Origin of the sequence: Octadecabacter sp. B2R22 (genome assembly GCF_018861045.1) — a bacterium.
Classification (GTDB): domain Bacteria; phylum Pseudomonadota; class Alphaproteobacteria; order Rhodobacterales; family Rhodobacteraceae; genus Octadecabacter.
This window is the reverse complement of sequence record NZ_JAHKQJ010000010.1, coordinates 633,064-649,281: the sequence shown is the minus strand read 5'-3', so window position 1 is coordinate 649,281 and position 16,218 is coordinate 633,064. Positions and strand designations below refer to the sequence as shown.

Sequence of the window (16,218 nt, the reverse complement as noted above, 5' to 3'; positions counted from 1 at the left end):
ACAACCCAACACCAAACGAAAAACGGCCGCCCCGATCTGGGGCGGCCGTTTGCATTTGTAAGATCGGATTAACCGACCAATGCATTGTCCGCACGTTTAACCGTCACAATGGACGAGCGCGGCAATGTGCCTTCGCCATCAGGGAACGGCGCTGCGGGGTGCTGGATGCCGACGAACATTGTGCGACGATCCGCCGACCACGTCAGCCCAGTTACCTCGGACCCATTCGGCCCCGTCAGAAAGCGGCGAATCTCACCAGTGACGGGATCACCCGCAAGCATCTGGTTGTTCCCCATGCCAAGGAAATCGCCCTCGTTATCGTCATCCCCGTCTGTCTGGATCCAGATCAGACCAGTGCTGTCGATTTGCATGCCATCTGGCGAGTTGAACATGTTGCCCGCATTGATGTTGGCCGTGCCCGCATAAAGCCCGTCGTCGTAGACGCTTGGGTTGCCAGCCATCACATACAGATCCCATTCAAACGTCGCCGCAGCGTGGTCGCTGTTGTGCGGACGCCAGCGCAGGATTTGACCGTATTTGTTCAGCTCACGCGGGTTTGGCGCGTTTGTCGTCATAGGTTCGCCCGCTGCGTTTGTGCGCAAGGACCCGTCGTCGTTGGTTGCGCCACGGCGAGAGTTATTGGTGAGGCAGCAGTAGGCCTCAATCGCGGTGGGGTTCACGGCGATCCATTCAGGGCGGTCCATCGTGGTGGCGCTGACCTCAGTGGCTGCGATCCGCGTGAAGATAGCGATCTCCGCCTCGGACATTCCTGTGTCTTCTGGCGTCAGCGCGATCCATGTGCCTGTCATGTCGTCATTGAACTTGGCGACATAAAGCTGACCTTCGGTGAGCAATGTCGATGTATCGCCGCCCGGTGTGTAGACGTCACGGCTAACCCATTTGTACATGTATTCGCCGCGTTCATCGTCGCCCATGTAGACAACCACGCGGCCATCCGGTGCGACAACCGAAGCTGCGTTTTCGTGCTTGAAACGGCCAAGTGCTGTGCGTTTCACAGGGGTAGACGTTGGGTCTGCAGGGTCGATTTCGACGATGTAACCTGCGCGGTGTGGCTCGTTCGGTTCTTTTGAGAGGTCGAACCGCGCATCAAAGCCGTGGTAGTTGTAACGGCCCGCATCAACATCGGTATTCACCCCGTAGCGGGCAAATCCAGCGGCGGTTGCATCCTCAAGGGTCAGCTCTTCGGTTGTGCCAAAGTAGCCGTTAAAGTTTTCTTCGCATGTCAGGTAAGTGCCCCACGGTGTGCGGCCAGAACCGCAGTTGTTGAACGTCCCCAGCGAGGTGGTTCCAGTTGGGTCGGCGCTGGTTTTCAGAAGATCATGACCCGCAGCCGGACCGTCGAGCTGCATTGGCGTGCGGTGGTGGATGCGGCGGTTGTAGGGGCTGTCGATCACAACATCCCAACCTGCATCTGTTTCAGCGACTTCCATTACGGTCACGCCTTGGAAGTTCTGCAGGCGGATGACGTCATCACTGGAAACAGGTTTGCCTTCTTGTTCAGCTGGCAAGTTGATGCCGCCATTCACATATTCAGAGTTCACAACGAGAAGCTCTGTGTCGCCTACAAGGAACAATTCCATCCCGTCAGTGTTTTCACCAAACACGCGGTCAGATCCTTCGGTCGGGATGCCCGTGGATGAATCAAATTCAGGCGCATCTGAAAACAGCGGGTCGCCCCAGCGTGCGAGGATGTCCCATGTGTAGCCTTCTGGCACATGCACGGTTCCGTCTGTTTGCGGCGCAAGCTGGTTGAAGGCAAAGCGAGACGTTTGTTGCGCCTGCGCTGACGTGCTCGACAACAGGCCGGTGCCCATCACCGCTGCGCCAGAGCCGAATGCAAGTGCGCCGCCAAGGAAACCGCGACGCGAGATCGCCTTTTCAACCACATCGTCAAAGCCTTGCGTGGTCGGGCGCGGGAATTTCAGTTCATCTTCGTCATCAAAAGACAGTTCATCGTAATTGATCTGGGACATTGTCGTGCTCCTGCTGGGACCCGACGCGGGTCCTGACTGGCGCATTTCTGAGAGATGAAGTTCACAGTTTTGTAATAGTGATATTGCGGTTTAATGAAATTTTCAGTGTTCGGCTGGGTGCCTGCCCCCGCCAATTAAACGCCCCGCCGCTGTTACCAACGACGGGGCCCGATTGATCCGTTCAATCTGGGGGATGTCCCGAACCAACCGGTCACAAGCGAGGTCAGCCCCCGTTTGTAACTGGGTGCAGCCAATTAGGCGACAGCGTACTGAACGGCACGGACAGGAGCGCGTGCGTCGTCTTCAAACATCAGGCAATCAACGAGGTCTTCCGCAACATCCATTGGCAGAACGGCATAGTCGGATGGTGCAGCGTCCGAGATCAGGTCTGTCTGTGCGTGGCACAGGAACAAAGCGCCGATGTTGGCGAATACGATTTCGTCTTGAGCAAAATGCAGCTGGATAACTTCAACCCATTCAGATGGACGTGTCTGTGTGATGCCACGGTAACCTTCGAGCGCAGCAGCAGGGATCACCGCAAAGGGATCGCCTGTCATGTTTTCAGCAGCGTCGCTTTCGATCATGACGGATTGATGTGGCAGCAGTGTCATCTCTTCGTGGTTGCCAAGGGCACCAGCAGGAACGGCCATTGGCCAGCTTGCGATGGTGTCTGTGTCTGCCATCAAGACGTGGCGGGTAACCGCGATGACTGTTTGCAGCCCACCATCAAACGTCAGAACCTGCTGACCCTCGCGAATAGTTTCGACCTTGGCCCATCCAGTGTTCGTCGCAACCTTGGTGCCAGACACCATTCCAGTTGTGTGAGTGTCCAATTTTGGAAGTGCGGCAGATGTCCCCCCATTTGAACGAGCAGCTTTTTCCCAAGTCGTAGTTTTCCAAGCAAACATTGTGACATCCCCATGTCTTGTTCTTATTTTTCGAACCAGTCGGCAGCGACTTGGTCCGTAGCAACAAAACCATTTGGGTTGATTCCCAAGGCGGACCTTGGCTCAGAAAAGGGCATGTTTGGGGCATTGAATAAGATCTGCGGGAAATGTTCTGGTTAACGATTGATTAACCAGAAAACCGGAAACAATTAGCCGCAGGTTCCCTCAGGATCGAAGGAATAGCCGTGAAGTTTGATGTCCTGAGAACACAGGTCCGCCAGACGTTCCGCATCTGATTCTGTATAGAAACCGCGCCAATCGCGTGGACGTGCGCTGGCATTGGCGATTGGAATCTCAAGATCAAACCCCAGAAGGTCGATCAGTGGCGCACTGTCCTGTTTCAGGTTTTCCAGCCGGATATAAAGATCCGCATGTTCGACCCCGGCGCCATCCGTCATATAGGACGCATAGGGCGACTTGCGGAATGTGGCCTGTGTCAGTGGCGCATTTAGAAAGCCCGAAAACCCTTTGGCTTTAGCCAAAGTCACGGCGGGATGGTCGAAGGTCTGGGTTTGCAGCCAGTGGTAATAACTGACCATGCGGTCCCACGGGTTGCGCACCAGCGTAAAGGTAAACAGGTCTTTCATATCGTCACGACTGATCAGGCCCTCGGCATCCGCGAGCGTGGAATGTTTCCAAAGCCGCCCTGCAGTTTGAACACCCTTTACCTTTCCGCGACGCTTCACGGCTTTTGGCGTATCGCCGATCATAATGTCGTCGGCTTTGGCTCGGCCTTCCAACGCCAGTGCCATTGCCGTGCCGCCTGTCTTTGGAATGTGCACAAAGATATATCCGCGACCGCGAGAGATTATCATTTCGACCTCACGGCGATGATCGAACCGGAGAGAATAATCAACGCCATCCCAAACAGCGCAACCACACCAACCGTTTGATCCCAGATGAGCCAGGCAAACGACGCTGAAAAAACAATCAGAGAATATTCATTGATCGCCACGTAAGAGGCCTCGCCCAGTTGATAGCCACGGGTCAGCAGGCCAACACCAATCAAGCTGCCCACTGCTTGCGCCACTGTAACCCAGACCACCGTGGGTGTCATGGGCACCCAGCCCAGATACAACCAGCCAACACCGTCTTGTGGTAGGTCCAAAGGCCAAAGGGTCAGCGCGATCATTCCAATCGCTCCGTAGATGCCTAGAATTGCGAAATAGGCCAGAGTCATGACCAACACGCTTTCGCCTTCGCACCAGTCCCGCGTGCCGACTGCGCCAATGGCGTAGAACACCCCTGCAATGATGGGCACGAAGGACAGCGCCGTGAGTGCCCCATCCTCTGGCCAAACGACCATAACAGCCCCAACAAAGCCGACGGCAACCGATGCCCAACGCCAAATGCCAACTTTCTCGCCACGAAATAGAACTGACAGAAGCAAAACAAAGATCGGAGCCGTGAACATCCCCGCCACAACAACGCCAATCGGAAGTATAGCAAGACAGCCGAAATAGATGAGCAACGCACTGCCCGTGAAAAAATTACGCGCCAGCACCCAGCGCGGTCGGTTTGCGCGCAGTGTCCCAAGGCCCAGCAGTGTCAGAACGATCAACATCGGCACGACGGCAGCCGACCGCGCGAGTTGAAATAGCCACAGGCTGCTGATCTGCGAGATCAATGGTACAAGGTTGTCCGTAACCCCCAACACAAACATTCCGCACAACGTGCAGATCATCGACAATTTCGGTTGGATGGTTTGCATCAAAGGGGTCCTTTGGGGCCTTGTCCCGAAAACGGTTGCCCCCTGCCCGTCTAAAAACGACCAATACGCCGCATTGGGAGTTTATCATTCCAAAAAACTGCGACATTCTGGTGGTCTATCGCGTCTGGGAGGAACAGCGAATGGGATGGATGAGAGACGAAACAGGGCTGGACAAATGTGCCGCCAATTATGTGCCGCTAACACCGCTAAGCCATTTGGCACGTGCGGCTAAGGTTTTCACAGACCATGAGGCATTGGTCTACGGCGACATCCGCCGGACTTACGCCCAATATCATGCCCGTGTTAGCCAGCTGGCATCCGCCCTCTCGATGGCCGGCGTTCAACCCGGTGATGTGGTAGCGACTCTGCTCCCCAATATCCCCGCCCAAGCCGAAGCGCATTTTGGTGTGCCTGCCTGCGGCGCGGTTCTAAACACCATCAACATCCGGCTGGACGTCGACACCATCGCCTACATTTTTGATCACGGCGAAGCCAAGGTGGTTCTGTGTGACAGCCAGTTCCTTCCGGTCTGCATGCAGGCGATTGAGCAGATGGAGGGCGAAGCACCCTTGGTCGTCGAAGTCCCCGACCCCGTCGCTGGCGTGCCAGAGATCGGTGAGCAGATCGATTACGAGACATTCCTTGATGCTGGTGACCCGAATTTCCAATGGATGATGCCAGAGGATGAGTGGGAAAGCATTTCACTGAACTACACCAGCGGCACGACGGGTCGCCCAAAGGGCGTGGTGTGCCATCACCGTGGCGCGTACTTGATGACAACGGGGACGCCGATCACGTGGCGCATGACCTTGCATCCGCGTTATTTGACCATCGTGCCGTTGTTTCACTGCAACGGCTGGAACCACACGTGGATGATGCCGATGATCGGCGGCACTGTTGTGTGTTGCCGCGATGTTACGGCTGCCGCGATCTATGATGCGATTGCGGATGAAGGGATCACTCATTTCGGCGGCGCGCCCATTGTGTTGAACCTTTTGGTGAACGCCAAACCCGAAGACGTGCGCCCGTTCGACCACACGGTCGAGGTCTTCACCGCTGGCGCCCCACCTGCCCCGTCGACACTGGATGCCATTGGGAAGCTCGGCTTCAACGTGCAGCAGGTGTACGGGCTTACCGAAACCTACGGCCACGTCACCGAATGCCTTTGGAACGAAGACTGGGATGCTTTGCCTGAGGACGAACAGGCGGCAATCAAAGCGCGCCAAGGCGTCGCCCTGCCCCAAATGGAAGACATCACCGTTCTGGATGACGACATGCAGCAAGTGCCGATGGACGGGGCGACCCAAGGCCAGATCATGATCCGTGGTAATTCGGTGATGAAGGGATACCTCAAAAACCCCAAAGCCACGGCCAAAGCGTTTAAGGGTGGTTATTTTCACTCTGAGGATATTGCCGTGCAGCACCCCGACGGTTGGATGCAAATCTCGGATCGCGCTAAGGATATCATCATCTCGGGCGGCGAGAACATCTCCTCTGTTGAGGTTGAGGGCGCTTTGATGGGGCATCCTGACGTGATGCTTTGCGCTGTGGTCGCTATGCCGGATGACAAATGGGGCGAAGTGCCTTGTGCCTTTGTGGAACTCAAAGAAGGCCACGCAAGCGACGAGGCGACCCTAATTGCCTTTACCCGCGAACGTTTGGCAGGGTTCAAATGCCCCAAGAAGGTGGTGTTTGGCGAGTTGCCCAAGACATCGACCGGCAAAATTCAGAAGTTCGAGCTGCGGAAAACGTTCAAGTAACGCGGTTAGGCCAAGCGCCCGTAAAACGTCATGCGCGCACTTTCTGACAGCTCGACACCTGCGGTGTCGTTGTAAGCCAATACGGCCAGCATGCGGGTTTTGTCGCTTTCGTTTGGTGACACACGGTGGATGGAGTTGCGGCCGCGAAACAGCACAAGCGCACCGGGGTCCATCTCCAGCACGTCTGGCTGCGTGCGGCCAGCGAGAAGATCGCCCACAGCGTCGTAGTTCATATCACCTGCATCCGCATCGCGCAGATCTTTAATGTATTCAAAGCGGCTTCCGGCGTCGGGCTTTTCAATCAGCAGGGTGATGGCGAACGACGAGTTGTCGAAATGCCAGCCGAGTTCTTGGCCGCGTTTGGCGTAGTGAATGTTGATCGAGGACAACGGGTCGGCGTAGGCGTGAAGTTCCGGCTGGCCGGTCGTGCGTTTCACAAAATCGCGAAAGCTGTCGTGATCGTAAAGCAACCGCAGCGGGGACTGCGCGGCAACCCTATCGTCGCAAATACAGCCTTTTGACGACACGACCTGCAGGTTCGCAGGGTGATCGGGCGCAAAGTCGCTATTGGGTGGGGTCAGGTAGACCGAGTGATCTTGCGCACAGAAATAGGCGTCCTTTTGTCCTGCGCGGCTTTCGTCCTGCAGCAGTTTCAAAGCGTCGGCTTGAATAAAGTCAGGCAAGACCAACACACCATCGCGGTCCAGAGTGGCTGTACAGCTTGCGCCAAAAGCCTCGTCCAATGGGTAGCGCGCAAGGTCGACGATATCTGAAAGCTGCATGGGAGGTCCTTAGGCTGTGTCTTCGGACCATGACTCCGCAGTGCGGTGGATGCAAGTTGGGCGGCGCATAGAAAATGCGGCGCCCAACTTCGTCTCTTAGCCGTTAGTCGGCTTTGGCACGGCGCGTATCGTTGTACATCGCCTTAATCAGAGCGATCACCATCAAGACCATGACAATCGTAAAGGGCAGCGCCCCGATGATCATCGCATCTTGAAGCGCATCGAACGGATTGCCTGTGGTACTGAGCCCACCCGCGACCAACAGTGAACCAATCACCAAGGTCAGGATGATGCCCCAGATGATACGGTGCTTGATGCCCGTCTCTTGTTCGCCACCAGACATGATCGTGTTCATCACGAGGATGCCCGAGTCCGCCGAGGTCACGAGGAAGGTCATAATCAGAACCACACACATGATGGTGATAGCCGTCAGGAACCCGCCAGAGATCATGTAGCTAAGCGTAACAAACAATTTGTTCGTGTTGGACGCCCCGATGATCGCACCTTCTGCGGCACCTGCCAGTTCCAGATCGATGGCCGTGCCACCCAATATGGTCATCCAAGCGAAACACACCAAAGACGGTGCAATCACACAGCCAAGGATGAATTCACGCACAGTGCGACCGCGTGAAATCCGCGCAAGGAACAAGCCGACGAATGGCGAAAACGCAATCCACCACGCCCAGTAGAACGTTGTCCAACCAGACTGCCACCCGAACTGACGACCCTGATTGCCCGCGTCATAGGCAGCGGCCAAGGTTTCAGGTGGAAGCGCTGCGGCCTCTCCTTCGAGGCCGCCAACGAACCCGTCGAACGATCCCCATGCATTGGTTGCGCCACCAAATAACGCTTCGGCTTGGCCTGCGGCCTCGGCTGGAAGTGCTGCTGCGTATGCATCGGCCGACAAGGCTCCCGCCGCGCCAAACGACAAACTGAAGAAGTTCAGGATATAGTCCACCAGCGCCGTTCCATACGTCGTCATCGCAAACATGAACGACCCGAAGATCACAAATGTCAAAAGCAGGATGACAGACAACACAAGGTTGAGGTTGGACAGGTATTTGATGCCTCGTCCAACACCTGAAACCGCCGACAAGATCGACAGAAACATGATGACAAGAAGACCTGCCAAAAGGCCAACGGTAGATGGCGCTGGCGGCGTATCACCTTCAGCGGGCCCCATCAGCCATTCCATTCCGGTGACCGCGTAAACCCCGTCGATAAATTGGCTAACGCCAAACCCAATGGTGACAGAAACACCAAGGATCGTTGCAACAACCCCAAGCACATCAACGACATGGCCGATGAACCCATTCGCTGCACGGCCCAAGAGCGGCGTCAGCGCAGATCGGATCGTTAGCGGCATGTCACGCGTATAAGCGTAGTAGGCCAACGACAGTCCAGTCACCACGTAGATCGCCCATGCGTGCAAACCGTAATGCAAAAAGGTGTAACGATACGCACTTTGCACTGCTTCCGGTGAATTAGCAGTAACCTCTCCCGATACTGTCAGTGGATTTGACCCCCACAGGCCCAAGGGTTCGGCGGTCGCGAAGACCATCAAACCGACACCCAAACCAGCGCCAAACATCATCGAAAACCACGAGAAGTTGGAGAACTCGGGGGCTTCGCCCGGTGCCCCGAGTTTCTTTTTACCAATCGGCAATATCGCCAAAATGATTAGAAAGAAGGCAAACGCACCAACTGAAATGATGTAGAATGTGTTAAATCCGAGCAGCAGCGACCAGTTCCAACTGTCGAGCGTATTGCCAGCTGTCACTGGCCAGAACAACGCCCAGAGCACAAGCGCGACCATAAGGCCTTTTGATATCAGTGCGATCGGAAGACTGTATCCATGATAAAATCCCCCGTCCTGTTTGGGGATCTCAAGATCCGTGAATGGTGCCTTAGGTGCCATTTTGTCCCTCTCTTTCGGGCGATTTCGCCCGTTCATTGCAAGCGCACCTCCTCGTGCGCCTGCGACACTTTAGCACAGGTTCGACCGATCTCAGAAACAATCAACGTCACTTGATGGTCCATAAACGGCTATTAATTTATCCAGCTTCGCGTTAGAATTGCGCAAAGCGGAGGCAGAGCAGGCCCCAAGATGACAACGGCATTAACGGATTTTGAACGGCTAGAAAGCGGCGGACTTTGGCGTCCTGACCCCGATGCGCAACGCCGCGAGGTGACTGTGTCCTTCGGCAAGGCCACAGTCATTATTTCTGACAATGCCGGTCGCGCTCTGACCCATTGGTCCCTTCCCGCAGTTGAACGGCTGAATGCAGGTGAACGACCCGCATTGTTCACACCAGCAATTGACGCGACAGAAACCTTGGAAATCAGTGACGATTTTATGATCGACGCCATGGAAAAGGTCCGCACCACTGTCAAGAAACGCCGCAGCAGACCGGGGCGGGTGCGCAGCGTCGGCCTGCTGATGACCGCCTGTGGACTTGGGGCGTTGGCGATATTTTGGTTGCCAGATGCATTGATCCGACAAGCACAAAGCGTTGTCCCACCCGTGCAGCGCAGCCAAATTGGCGCGACCTTGTTGGGCCATATTCAACGCGTCACGGGGCAAACCTGCCGCAGTACATTGGGCACGCAGGCGATGGGGAAACTTTATACCCGTGCTTTGGGGCAAGATGCCGGTGGGCAAGCCCTTGTGGTGCCCTCTGGTCCAGACTCAGCGATCTACCTGCCGGGCGGACTGATCGTGATGAACCGCGATCTGGTGGAAGACACAGAAGACCCTGCGGTCGTGGCGGGACATATTTTTGCAGCGACGGCACAAGCTCGCGCGGTCGACCCGCTTGCGGCGCTTTTGAAAGAAAGCGGCATCGGCACGACATTCACCTTGCTGACCACAGGCGAGATCGATGGCGAAACCCTAAAGACGTATGCGGAAACCTTGTTCACCAACCCTCCGTCGCGTGCGGACGACGCGGAATTGTTGACCTTGTTCCAAGCTGCCCAGATCCCAAGCACGCCCTTTGCCTATAGTCTCGATGTAACTGGCGAAAGCACTCTTGGCCTTATCGAAGCAGACCCGATGCAAGGGCGCAGCGATGAGACGCTCCTTAGCGATGCCGAGTGGATTAGCTTGCAAGGGATTTGCGGCTAACCCACCCCGAACAAGAAGAGACCCCGCGCTCGATTGCGGGGCCCCTCCTCGGGAGAACTGGGAATTAGCGGCGAGTGAAAGCGCTGGAGAACCCCGCGCCGCGCGTTGTGCCTAGGGCGTTTTGCAGTTGGCTGTCATTGGCGAACGGACCTGCCAGAACGATGCGCATTTCGCGGCCATTCTGATTGAACACGCCAACCCGCATTGGCAATCCGCGTGAGCGCAAAGACCGTGCGATCGCCTGTGCTTCGTTGCGTGTGCCATAAGTGCCGACCTGCACATAGCGGTGTCCGCTGATCTGCTCGGCGCGCTGCGGTTGTGGTGCAACGGCGCGTGTCGTGGTCGCGGCCGATGCCGTCGGCTGCACAACAGGGGCCTGCGCGTAGCGCGCATAGTTGGTGTAATCGGACGGGCTGCGCGTCATCTGGTTGACTGGAATGCCACGCTGGGTGTTCAAGCGACCGTCACTCCAAACACGCTCATAGCCATCAGGAACAGTCGGGCTTGGAAGCGCGTAAGCGGTGGTCGGGTTGGAATATGGCGGCGGGGTACGGCCCAAAATGCCATTCAGGAACCCTTGCGAAGACTGCGCCCGCGTAACCGTCGCCGCACGCGTTGTCGTGGCACGAGATGAACCAGTTGGCGTTTGCACCGCAGAACTACAGCCTGGCGTAAGACCGCCAAGTTCTGTCCCGCAAGTCGATGAAAGCTGGGTGTTTACACCGGGGACAAAGGTCGAGCCCGGTGCTGAATCGAGTGGGTTAGAATAAGGCCGTGTGTTTGCACGCGCTGTCGCAACGGGACGGGTCATCCCCACGAACGTCGACCCCGGGGCTGCGTCCAACGGGTTTGAATAGGGTTGCTGTGGCAAGGCCAAATCAGCACGCAATTGCGTCAAACCTTGACCAGGTGTCCTCGTTTGGGCGCAGGTGATTGGCAAACCAGTTACCGCACTGACATAACTGCGCCCCGTGGCCGCCATGTCCGCACAGGCCTGCTGGCGCGTAAGGCGTGACGTTTGGGTTGCAGGTGTTGGAGCTGCCGGTTGCTGAACACTCGGCGCCACAGATGCGACCTGCGCAGCAGCAGGCGCGCCGCCGCAATCGATTGGTTCACCCGTGCGCTGGCTGATCATGTTTTGCTGGATGCCAGTCAGGCCGGCGCAAGCCTCGGCTTTGGTCAGGATACGTGGCTGCGGCGTTGGAGCCGGAGCCGTAATCACGCGGGGTGACGGGCTTGCGATTACGGCAGGTCGCGGCGGTGTGCTCGTCACGGTTGGCGTAACACGTGTGACAGGCGCGGGCGCCGGAGCAGCAGCCTGCACAACAGGCGCAGGTTCTGATGTTGGGATCGGCGCAGGTGCCGGTGCCGGTGCGCTGGCAACTTGCGTTGGCTCTGGCGTTGGTGCGGGCACTGGTTCCGGCGCGGCGGCAACTGTTGTTCCGCCAGAGAGCGACGGCTGGAACCCACAAAGTTGATCGCGCGTACGGGACACACGCGGAACCCACTGCGTCGTGCCGCCAATGCCAGCGCGTACAAAAACACAGCCTCGGCTGTCGACGAATTGATTGGCCGTAAACGACGATGGCGGCAACTCTGCTGGAGGCTGCGCACTGCGCAATGACTGCGCGCTCGCCGTTCCCATCAAAAGTGTCGCGGTAACCGCGACTGTCGAAAGTAAACCAAACCGCTGGCGAGTATTAGACATTGGTGCCCCCACAAGATATTGTAGAAGAATGCCCAACAATCGCTAATTTGTAAAGAGATTGTCCCCTTTATTTTGTGCCAAACATGCGGTCACCCGCATCCCCTAGTCCCGGCACAATATATCCATTGTCATTCAAGTGACTATCTACCGACGCAGTCACAATCGGCACGTCCGGATGTGCGGCCTTCATTGCTGCAATCCCTTCAGGGGAGGCCAACAAACACAAGAACCGGATGTTTTTTGCGCCTGATTTCTTCAGCAAATCAATCGCAGCGATAGAGGAATTTCCAGTCGCCAACATAGGGTCGACGGCAATAACCATACGCTCGTCCATTTTCTCTGGCACCTTGAAGTAGTACTGCACGGGCTGCAGTGTCTCTTCGTCGCGGTAAAGCCCAACAAAGCCGACACGCGCTGACGGGATAAGTTCCAGCATTCCGTCCAACAACCCATTGCCTGCTCGCAAAATCGAAATAAGCGCGAGCTTGCGACCCTCAAGGGTTGGCGCATCCATCGGCTCCATCGGGGTATCGATGCGCTTGGTTGTCATCGGCAGTTCGCGTGTCACCTCATAGGCGAGCAGTTGGCTAATCTCACGCAACAGCTGGCGGAACACGGCAGTCGATGTGTCTTTGTCCCGCATCAGGGTCAGCTTGTGCTGCACCAGCGGGTGTTTGACATGGGTAAGGTGCGGCAGGTCAGTCATGCGGTTTCCAATCGTTTGGCAATTTTAGAGCGGGTGGCATCGTCACAGAATGCCGCCGCGAGGGCGGTTTCGTTGACGGCTTTGAAATCATCCTCATCCCAACCAAAAGTCTGGGAAAGCATGTCGAATTCGCGGGTCATCGTTGTCCCGAAGAAAGGCGGATCATCTGTCGAAACAGTGACCTTAACACCTGCATCGCGCAGGCGTTGGATCGGATGTTCAGACCAACCGCCCGTGGCCTGCAAGAACACGTTTGATCCGGGGCAGACCTCTAGCACGACATCGGTGTCGATGATCTGCTGCATCAAGGCAGGGTCTTTGATGGCGTCTACACCGTGACCAATGCGCGTGACCTTAAGGTCGCGAAGTGTGGCTGCGATCATCTCTGGGCCGCCCCATTCGCCAGCATGGCATGTCAATTCCAACCCCGCTTCGCGCGCCATATCATAAGCATAGGCAAAATCAGCTGGCGTCCCGAAAGTTTCAGCGCCGCCCATCCCGAACCCCGTCACAAAATCACCCTTGGTTTCGGCCGCACATTTGGCGGCGGCTTTGGCTTTCTCGGCCCCAAAGTGTCGCACACAGGTCGCCACACATTTCAATGTGATCCCCAAATCGCGGTCAGCCTCATCCGCAGCCATCTGGATGGCACCAAGATATTCGCGCCATGCGGACACATCACCACCGCCGCAGAAGTCCGGCGAGATGAACGTCTCTTGATAGACGACACCGTGCGATGCGCTTTCCTCAAGAATGGCCTTGGTCAAACGGTAGAAGTCCTGTGGGCCTTGCAAAGTCGTGCATGCGGCCTCGTAGACCTCAAGGAAGTGATTGAAATCACGATAGGCATAGGTGCCATCTGGGTTGAATATCCCGCTGATATCAAGCGATTTTTCCTTGGCGAGCCCACGAATAAACGCAGGCGGCGCGCAGCCTTCAATGTGCGTATGTAGTTCTACTTTCGGCATAGATTTGTAAGTCATAAGAAACTCTTTCCGGTGCCTTGAGGCGGCACACCAAGGTGGGCGGCAATGCTCGCGGCGACATCAACGAATGCGATCTGGCCAAGGTCGCGGGACCCTGCCCCGTGAATAAGAACGGGCACCTGTTCGCGGGTGTGATCGGTGCCAACCCATGTCGGATCATTGCCATGATCGGCTGTGACACAAAGCAGGTCTCCGTCTCGCAATTTAGGGAGCAGTTTCCCGAGTTCGGCATCAAACCATTCAAGGTGGCGCGCATAGCCAGACACATCACGGCGATGACCATAAAGGCTGTCGAATTCGACGAGGTTGGCAAAGACAAACCCGCCATCTGGTGCGTCGTCGGCGAGATCAGACAAGTGATCCATCAATGTCGCGTCAGCGCCCTTTCGGACCTCGTCAATGCCGCGCATGGAGAAGATATCGCCAATTTTACCAATCGCTTGCACGGATTTTCCTGCCGCATGAACCCAATCACACAAGGTCGGCGATGGCGGGGCAATGGCATAGTCATGCCGATTTAAAGTGCGTTGATAATTGCCGCTTTCACCCACAAACGGACGCGCGATCACGCGACCGACTTTCATGTCGTGCAGCATGGGCGACAAATCCTCGCACAGCTGCAAAAGGCGATCTAGCCCGAAGTGGTCTTCGTGGGCTGCGATCTGAAGAACACTGTCCACAGACGTATAGCAAATCGGCTTGCCTGTTCGGACGTGTTCATCGCCAAAGTCTTCGATCACTTGAGTGCCAGAGGCGTGGCAATTGGCAAGGATGCCGTCGGTTCCGGCCAGTTCATTGATGCGATCCGATACGGCCTGCGGAAAAGCGGGCGTCTGGTTCGGGAAGGTGTGCCAGTCCCATGGCACTGGCACACCCGCCAATTCCCAATGACCTGACGGCGTGTCCTTGCCCATGCTGATTTCCACCGCGTTGGCATGGGCTCCAGTGGGTGCGGGCCATCCAAGATCCAACCCTGAGGCATTCTTGATTGCCGCCCCCGCGCCAAGTGCGTTGAGGTTTGGAATTTGGAGAGGTCCGCTGCGGCTGTCTTCGGCCTGCCCTGCGGCACACGCCTGCGCGATGTGGCCAAGAGTGTTTGCACCCGTATCGGGAACATCGCCGTTAAAGAACTGTGCAGCATCTGGCGCGCCGCCAATGCCAACGCTGTCAATTACGATCAAAAAGGCGCGCGTCATTGTTCGATCCTTTCAAGGATAAGGTCGGGCGCTTCAACAGCTTGCCCGATAGTAATGGCGTTCTGAACAGTCCGCGCGGCGGCCTCGGCACTCTCTTCGTCGGCGGCGTGGATCGTTACGAGGGGGTCGCCACGGCTCACCTTAGTGCCCAAGGGCAACACATCGGAAAGCCCGACGCGCGGATCAATACGATCACTTTCGACCTGCCGTCCACCACCCATTTGCACGACGGCAAGACCAAGCGCTTCACCATCAATGGCCGTGATCATCCCCGAACTTGGCGCAGGCACATCCCCGACAACAGGGGCTTTGGGCAAATGTGTGTGCCAGTCTTCGGCGATATCTGGTGGGCCGCCCATAGCGCGTATCATAGCAGCGAAACACACCATCGCGTGGCCCGACGAAATGGCCGCCGTCACACGTTCTTCGGCCTCACCCTCGGAATGACCCGACAGCGCCAAGACGCGCGCGCAGAGTGCAACCGTCAGATCATGCAGCCGCGGTGCCGCGGCGCGATTGCCCGAAAGGACCTCAAGACAGGTGGCAACCTCAAGTGCGTTACCAAGACTGGGCGCGAGGGGCTGTGACATGTCAGTGATGAACGCCGCCGTCGGTGTGCCCGCACCATTCGCCGTTGAAACCAACGCCCGAGCAAGAACCGCGGCCTCATCAGGCGTCTTCATAAAGGCGCCGCTGCCCGCTTTGACATCCAGCACAAGCCCGTCGAGCCCCGCCGCCAGTTTTTTGGACAAGATCGACGCGCAGATCAAATCAACACTCTCTACTGTCGCAGTAACGTCCCGAATGGCATATAAACGTTTATCGGCCGGTGCGATCGTGCGGGTCGCACTGACGATGGCACAGCCCACATCACGGGTCACCTGGCGAAACTCCGCAGGCGTGAGTGCCGTGTTGAGACCGAGAATGCTTTCGAGCTTATCCAGCGTACCACCTGTGTGGCCGAGGCCGCGCCCCGAAACCATTGGAACAAAGACATCACAGGCCGCTAGAGCTGGTGCGAGGATGAGCGAAACAGGGTCCCCGACCCCGCCTGTGGAATGTTTATCCAGCACTGGCCCCGGCAAATCCCATTTCATCACGTCGCCGCTGTCTCGCATCCCGCAGGTCAGCGCAACGCGACCTTCTTCGCTCAGCCCTTTTAGACAAACGGCCATCGCAAATGCCCCCGCCTGAGCATCAGAAACGGCCCGCGTGGCAAGACCATTGGCGAACCATTTAATTTCTTCGGTGCTGGGGGCGATGCCCCGCCGCACTTTGGCAATGATTGCGCGCGCATCCAT

General features: G+C 56.9%; 13 protein-coding genes. 2 read left to right on the top strand and 11 right to left on the bottom strand.

The window, feature by feature from the left end:
* Positions 1–68: 68 nt before the first annotated feature.
* From KO486_RS16075 to KO486_RS16060, 4 genes are all read right to left on the bottom strand, one after another.
* Complete coding sequence (locus tag KO486_RS16075; RefSeq protein WP_216038285.1) at positions 69–1,994, bottom strand: PhoX family phosphatase; 1,926 nt, start codon at positions 1,992–1,994, stop codon at positions 69–71.
* Between the two features lie 254 nt (positions 1,995–2,248).
* Entirely contained in the window at positions 2,249–2,902 is a 654-nt protein-coding gene (locus tag KO486_RS16070; RefSeq protein WP_216038284.1) for a Hint domain-containing protein, read from the bottom strand.
* 188 nt (positions 2,903–3,090) lie between these two features.
* Positions 3,091–3,756: a sulfotransferase family 2 domain-containing protein gene (locus KO486_RS16065; protein WP_216038283.1), complete on the bottom strand. Its 666-nt coding sequence runs from the start codon at positions 3,754–3,756 to the stop codon at positions 3,091–3,093.
* Positions 3,753–4,652 (bottom strand): DMT family transporter, encoded by a 900-nt coding sequence (locus tag KO486_RS16060; RefSeq protein WP_216038282.1) that lies wholly within the window; start codon positions 4,650–4,652, stop codon positions 3,753–3,755. The genes KO486_RS16065 and KO486_RS16060 overlap by 4 nt, the downstream gene beginning before the upstream one ends.
* Before the next feature lie 140 nt (positions 4,653–4,792).
* Here KO486_RS16060 and KO486_RS16055 point away from each other — a divergent pair, with 140 nt between their 5' ends.
* Positions 4,793–6,412 carry an AMP-binding protein gene (locus KO486_RS16055; protein ID WP_216038281.1) on the top strand — a complete coding sequence of 540 codons (1,620 nt, stop codon included), beginning with the start codon at positions 4,793–4,795 and terminating at the stop codon, positions 6,410–6,412.
* 5 nt (positions 6,413–6,417) lie between these two features.
* Here the strand turns inward: KO486_RS16055 and KO486_RS16050 are convergent, their stop codons facing one another.
* Both KO486_RS16050 and KO486_RS16045 read right to left on the bottom strand, forming a co-directional pair.
* Positions 6,418–7,194, bottom strand: a complete 777-nt coding sequence (locus KO486_RS16050) for a 2OG-Fe(II) oxygenase (protein WP_216038280.1) — start codon at positions 7,192–7,194, stop codon at positions 6,418–6,420.
* Between the two features lie 103 nt (positions 7,195–7,297).
* On the bottom strand, positions 7,298–9,112 hold the full coding sequence (locus tag KO486_RS16045) for a BCCT family transporter (RefSeq protein WP_216038279.1): 1,815 nt from the start codon (positions 9,110–9,112) through the stop codon (positions 7,298–7,300).
* A gap of 189 nt (positions 9,113–9,301) precedes the next feature.
* Between KO486_RS16045 and KO486_RS16040 the strand changes: the two genes are divergently transcribed.
* Positions 9,302–10,321 carry a hypothetical protein gene (locus KO486_RS16040; protein WP_216038278.1) on the top strand — a complete coding sequence of 340 codons (1,020 nt, stop codon included), beginning with the start codon at positions 9,302–9,304 and terminating at the stop codon, positions 10,319–10,321.
* Positions 10,322–10,385: 64 nt separating this feature from the next.
* On the opposite strand, the gene KO486_RS16035 is transcribed toward KO486_RS16040, so the two are convergent.
* The 5 genes from KO486_RS16035 to KO486_RS16015 form a co-directional block, all read right to left on the bottom strand.
* Positions 10,386–12,029, bottom strand: a complete 1,644-nt coding sequence (locus tag KO486_RS16035; RefSeq protein ID WP_252734843.1) for an SPOR domain-containing protein — start codon at positions 12,027–12,029, stop codon at positions 10,386–10,388.
* A 67-nt stretch (positions 12,030–12,096) separates the two neighbouring features.
* Positions 12,097–12,735 carry a uracil phosphoribosyltransferase gene (gene upp, locus KO486_RS16030; protein ID WP_216038277.1) on the bottom strand — a complete coding sequence of 213 codons (639 nt, stop codon included), beginning with the start codon at positions 12,733–12,735 and terminating at the stop codon, positions 12,097–12,099.
* A complete protein-coding gene (locus KO486_RS16025; protein ID WP_216038276.1) occupies positions 12,732–13,718 on the bottom strand; it encodes an adenosine deaminase in 987 nt (328 codons plus the stop codon). Before KO486_RS16025 ends, upp begins: the two co-directional genes overlap by 4 nt.
* Positions 13,715–14,917, bottom strand: coding sequence for a phosphopentomutase (locus tag KO486_RS16020; RefSeq protein WP_216038275.1), 1,203 nt, complete (start codon positions 14,915–14,917; stop codon positions 13,715–13,717). Before KO486_RS16020 ends, KO486_RS16025 begins: the two co-directional genes overlap by 4 nt.
* A complete protein-coding gene (locus KO486_RS16015) occupies positions 14,914–16,218 on the bottom strand; it encodes a thymidine phosphorylase (protein WP_216038274.1) in 1,305 nt (434 codons plus the stop codon). Before KO486_RS16015 ends, KO486_RS16020 begins: the two co-directional genes overlap by 4 nt.

Excerpts from the sequence above, each read along its gene's own strand:
- KO486_RS16075 (WP_216038285.1), bottom strand. The coding sequence starts at position 1,994 with ATGTCCCAGATCAATTACGATGAACTGTCTTTTGATGACGAAGATGAA.
- KO486_RS16070 (WP_216038284.1), bottom strand. The coding sequence starts at position 2,902 with ATGTTTGCTTGGAAAACTACGACTTGGGAAAAAGCTGCTCGTTCAAAT.
- KO486_RS16065 (WP_216038283.1), bottom strand. The coding sequence starts at position 3,756 with ATGATAATCTCTCGCGGTCGCGGATATATCTTTGTGCACATTCCAAAG.
- KO486_RS16060 (WP_216038282.1), bottom strand. The coding sequence starts at position 4,652 with ATGCAAACCATCCAACCGAAATTGTCGATGATCTGCACGTTGTGCGGA.
- KO486_RS16055 (WP_216038281.1), top strand. The coding sequence starts at position 4,793 with ATGGGATGGATGAGAGACGAAACAGGGCTGGACAAATGTGCCGCCAAT.
- KO486_RS16050 (WP_216038280.1), bottom strand. The coding sequence starts at position 7,194 with ATGCAGCTTTCAGATATCGTCGACCTTGCGCGCTACCCATTGGACGAG.
- KO486_RS16045 (WP_216038279.1), bottom strand. The coding sequence starts at position 9,112 with ATGGCACCTAAGGCACCATTCACGGATCTTGAGATCCCCAAACAGGAC.
- KO486_RS16040 (WP_216038278.1), top strand. The coding sequence starts at position 9,302 with ATGACAACGGCATTAACGGATTTTGAACGGCTAGAAAGCGGCGGACTT.
- KO486_RS16035 (WP_252734843.1), bottom strand. The coding sequence starts at position 12,029 with ATGTCTAATACTCGCCAGCGGTTTGGTTTACTTTCGACAGTCGCGGTT.
- upp (WP_216038277.1), bottom strand. The coding sequence starts at position 12,735 with ATGACTGACCTGCCGCACCTTACCCATGTCAAACACCCGCTGGTGCAG.
- KO486_RS16025 (WP_216038276.1), bottom strand. The coding sequence starts at position 13,718 with ATGACTTACAAATCTATGCCGAAAGTAGAACTACATACGCACATTGAA.
- KO486_RS16020 (WP_216038275.1), bottom strand. The coding sequence starts at position 14,917 with ATGACGCGCGCCTTTTTGATCGTAATTGACAGCGTTGGCATTGGCGGC.
- KO486_RS16015 (WP_216038274.1), bottom strand. The coding sequence starts at position 16,218 with ATGGATGCGCGCGCAATCATTGCCAAAGTGCGGCGGGGCATCGCCCCC.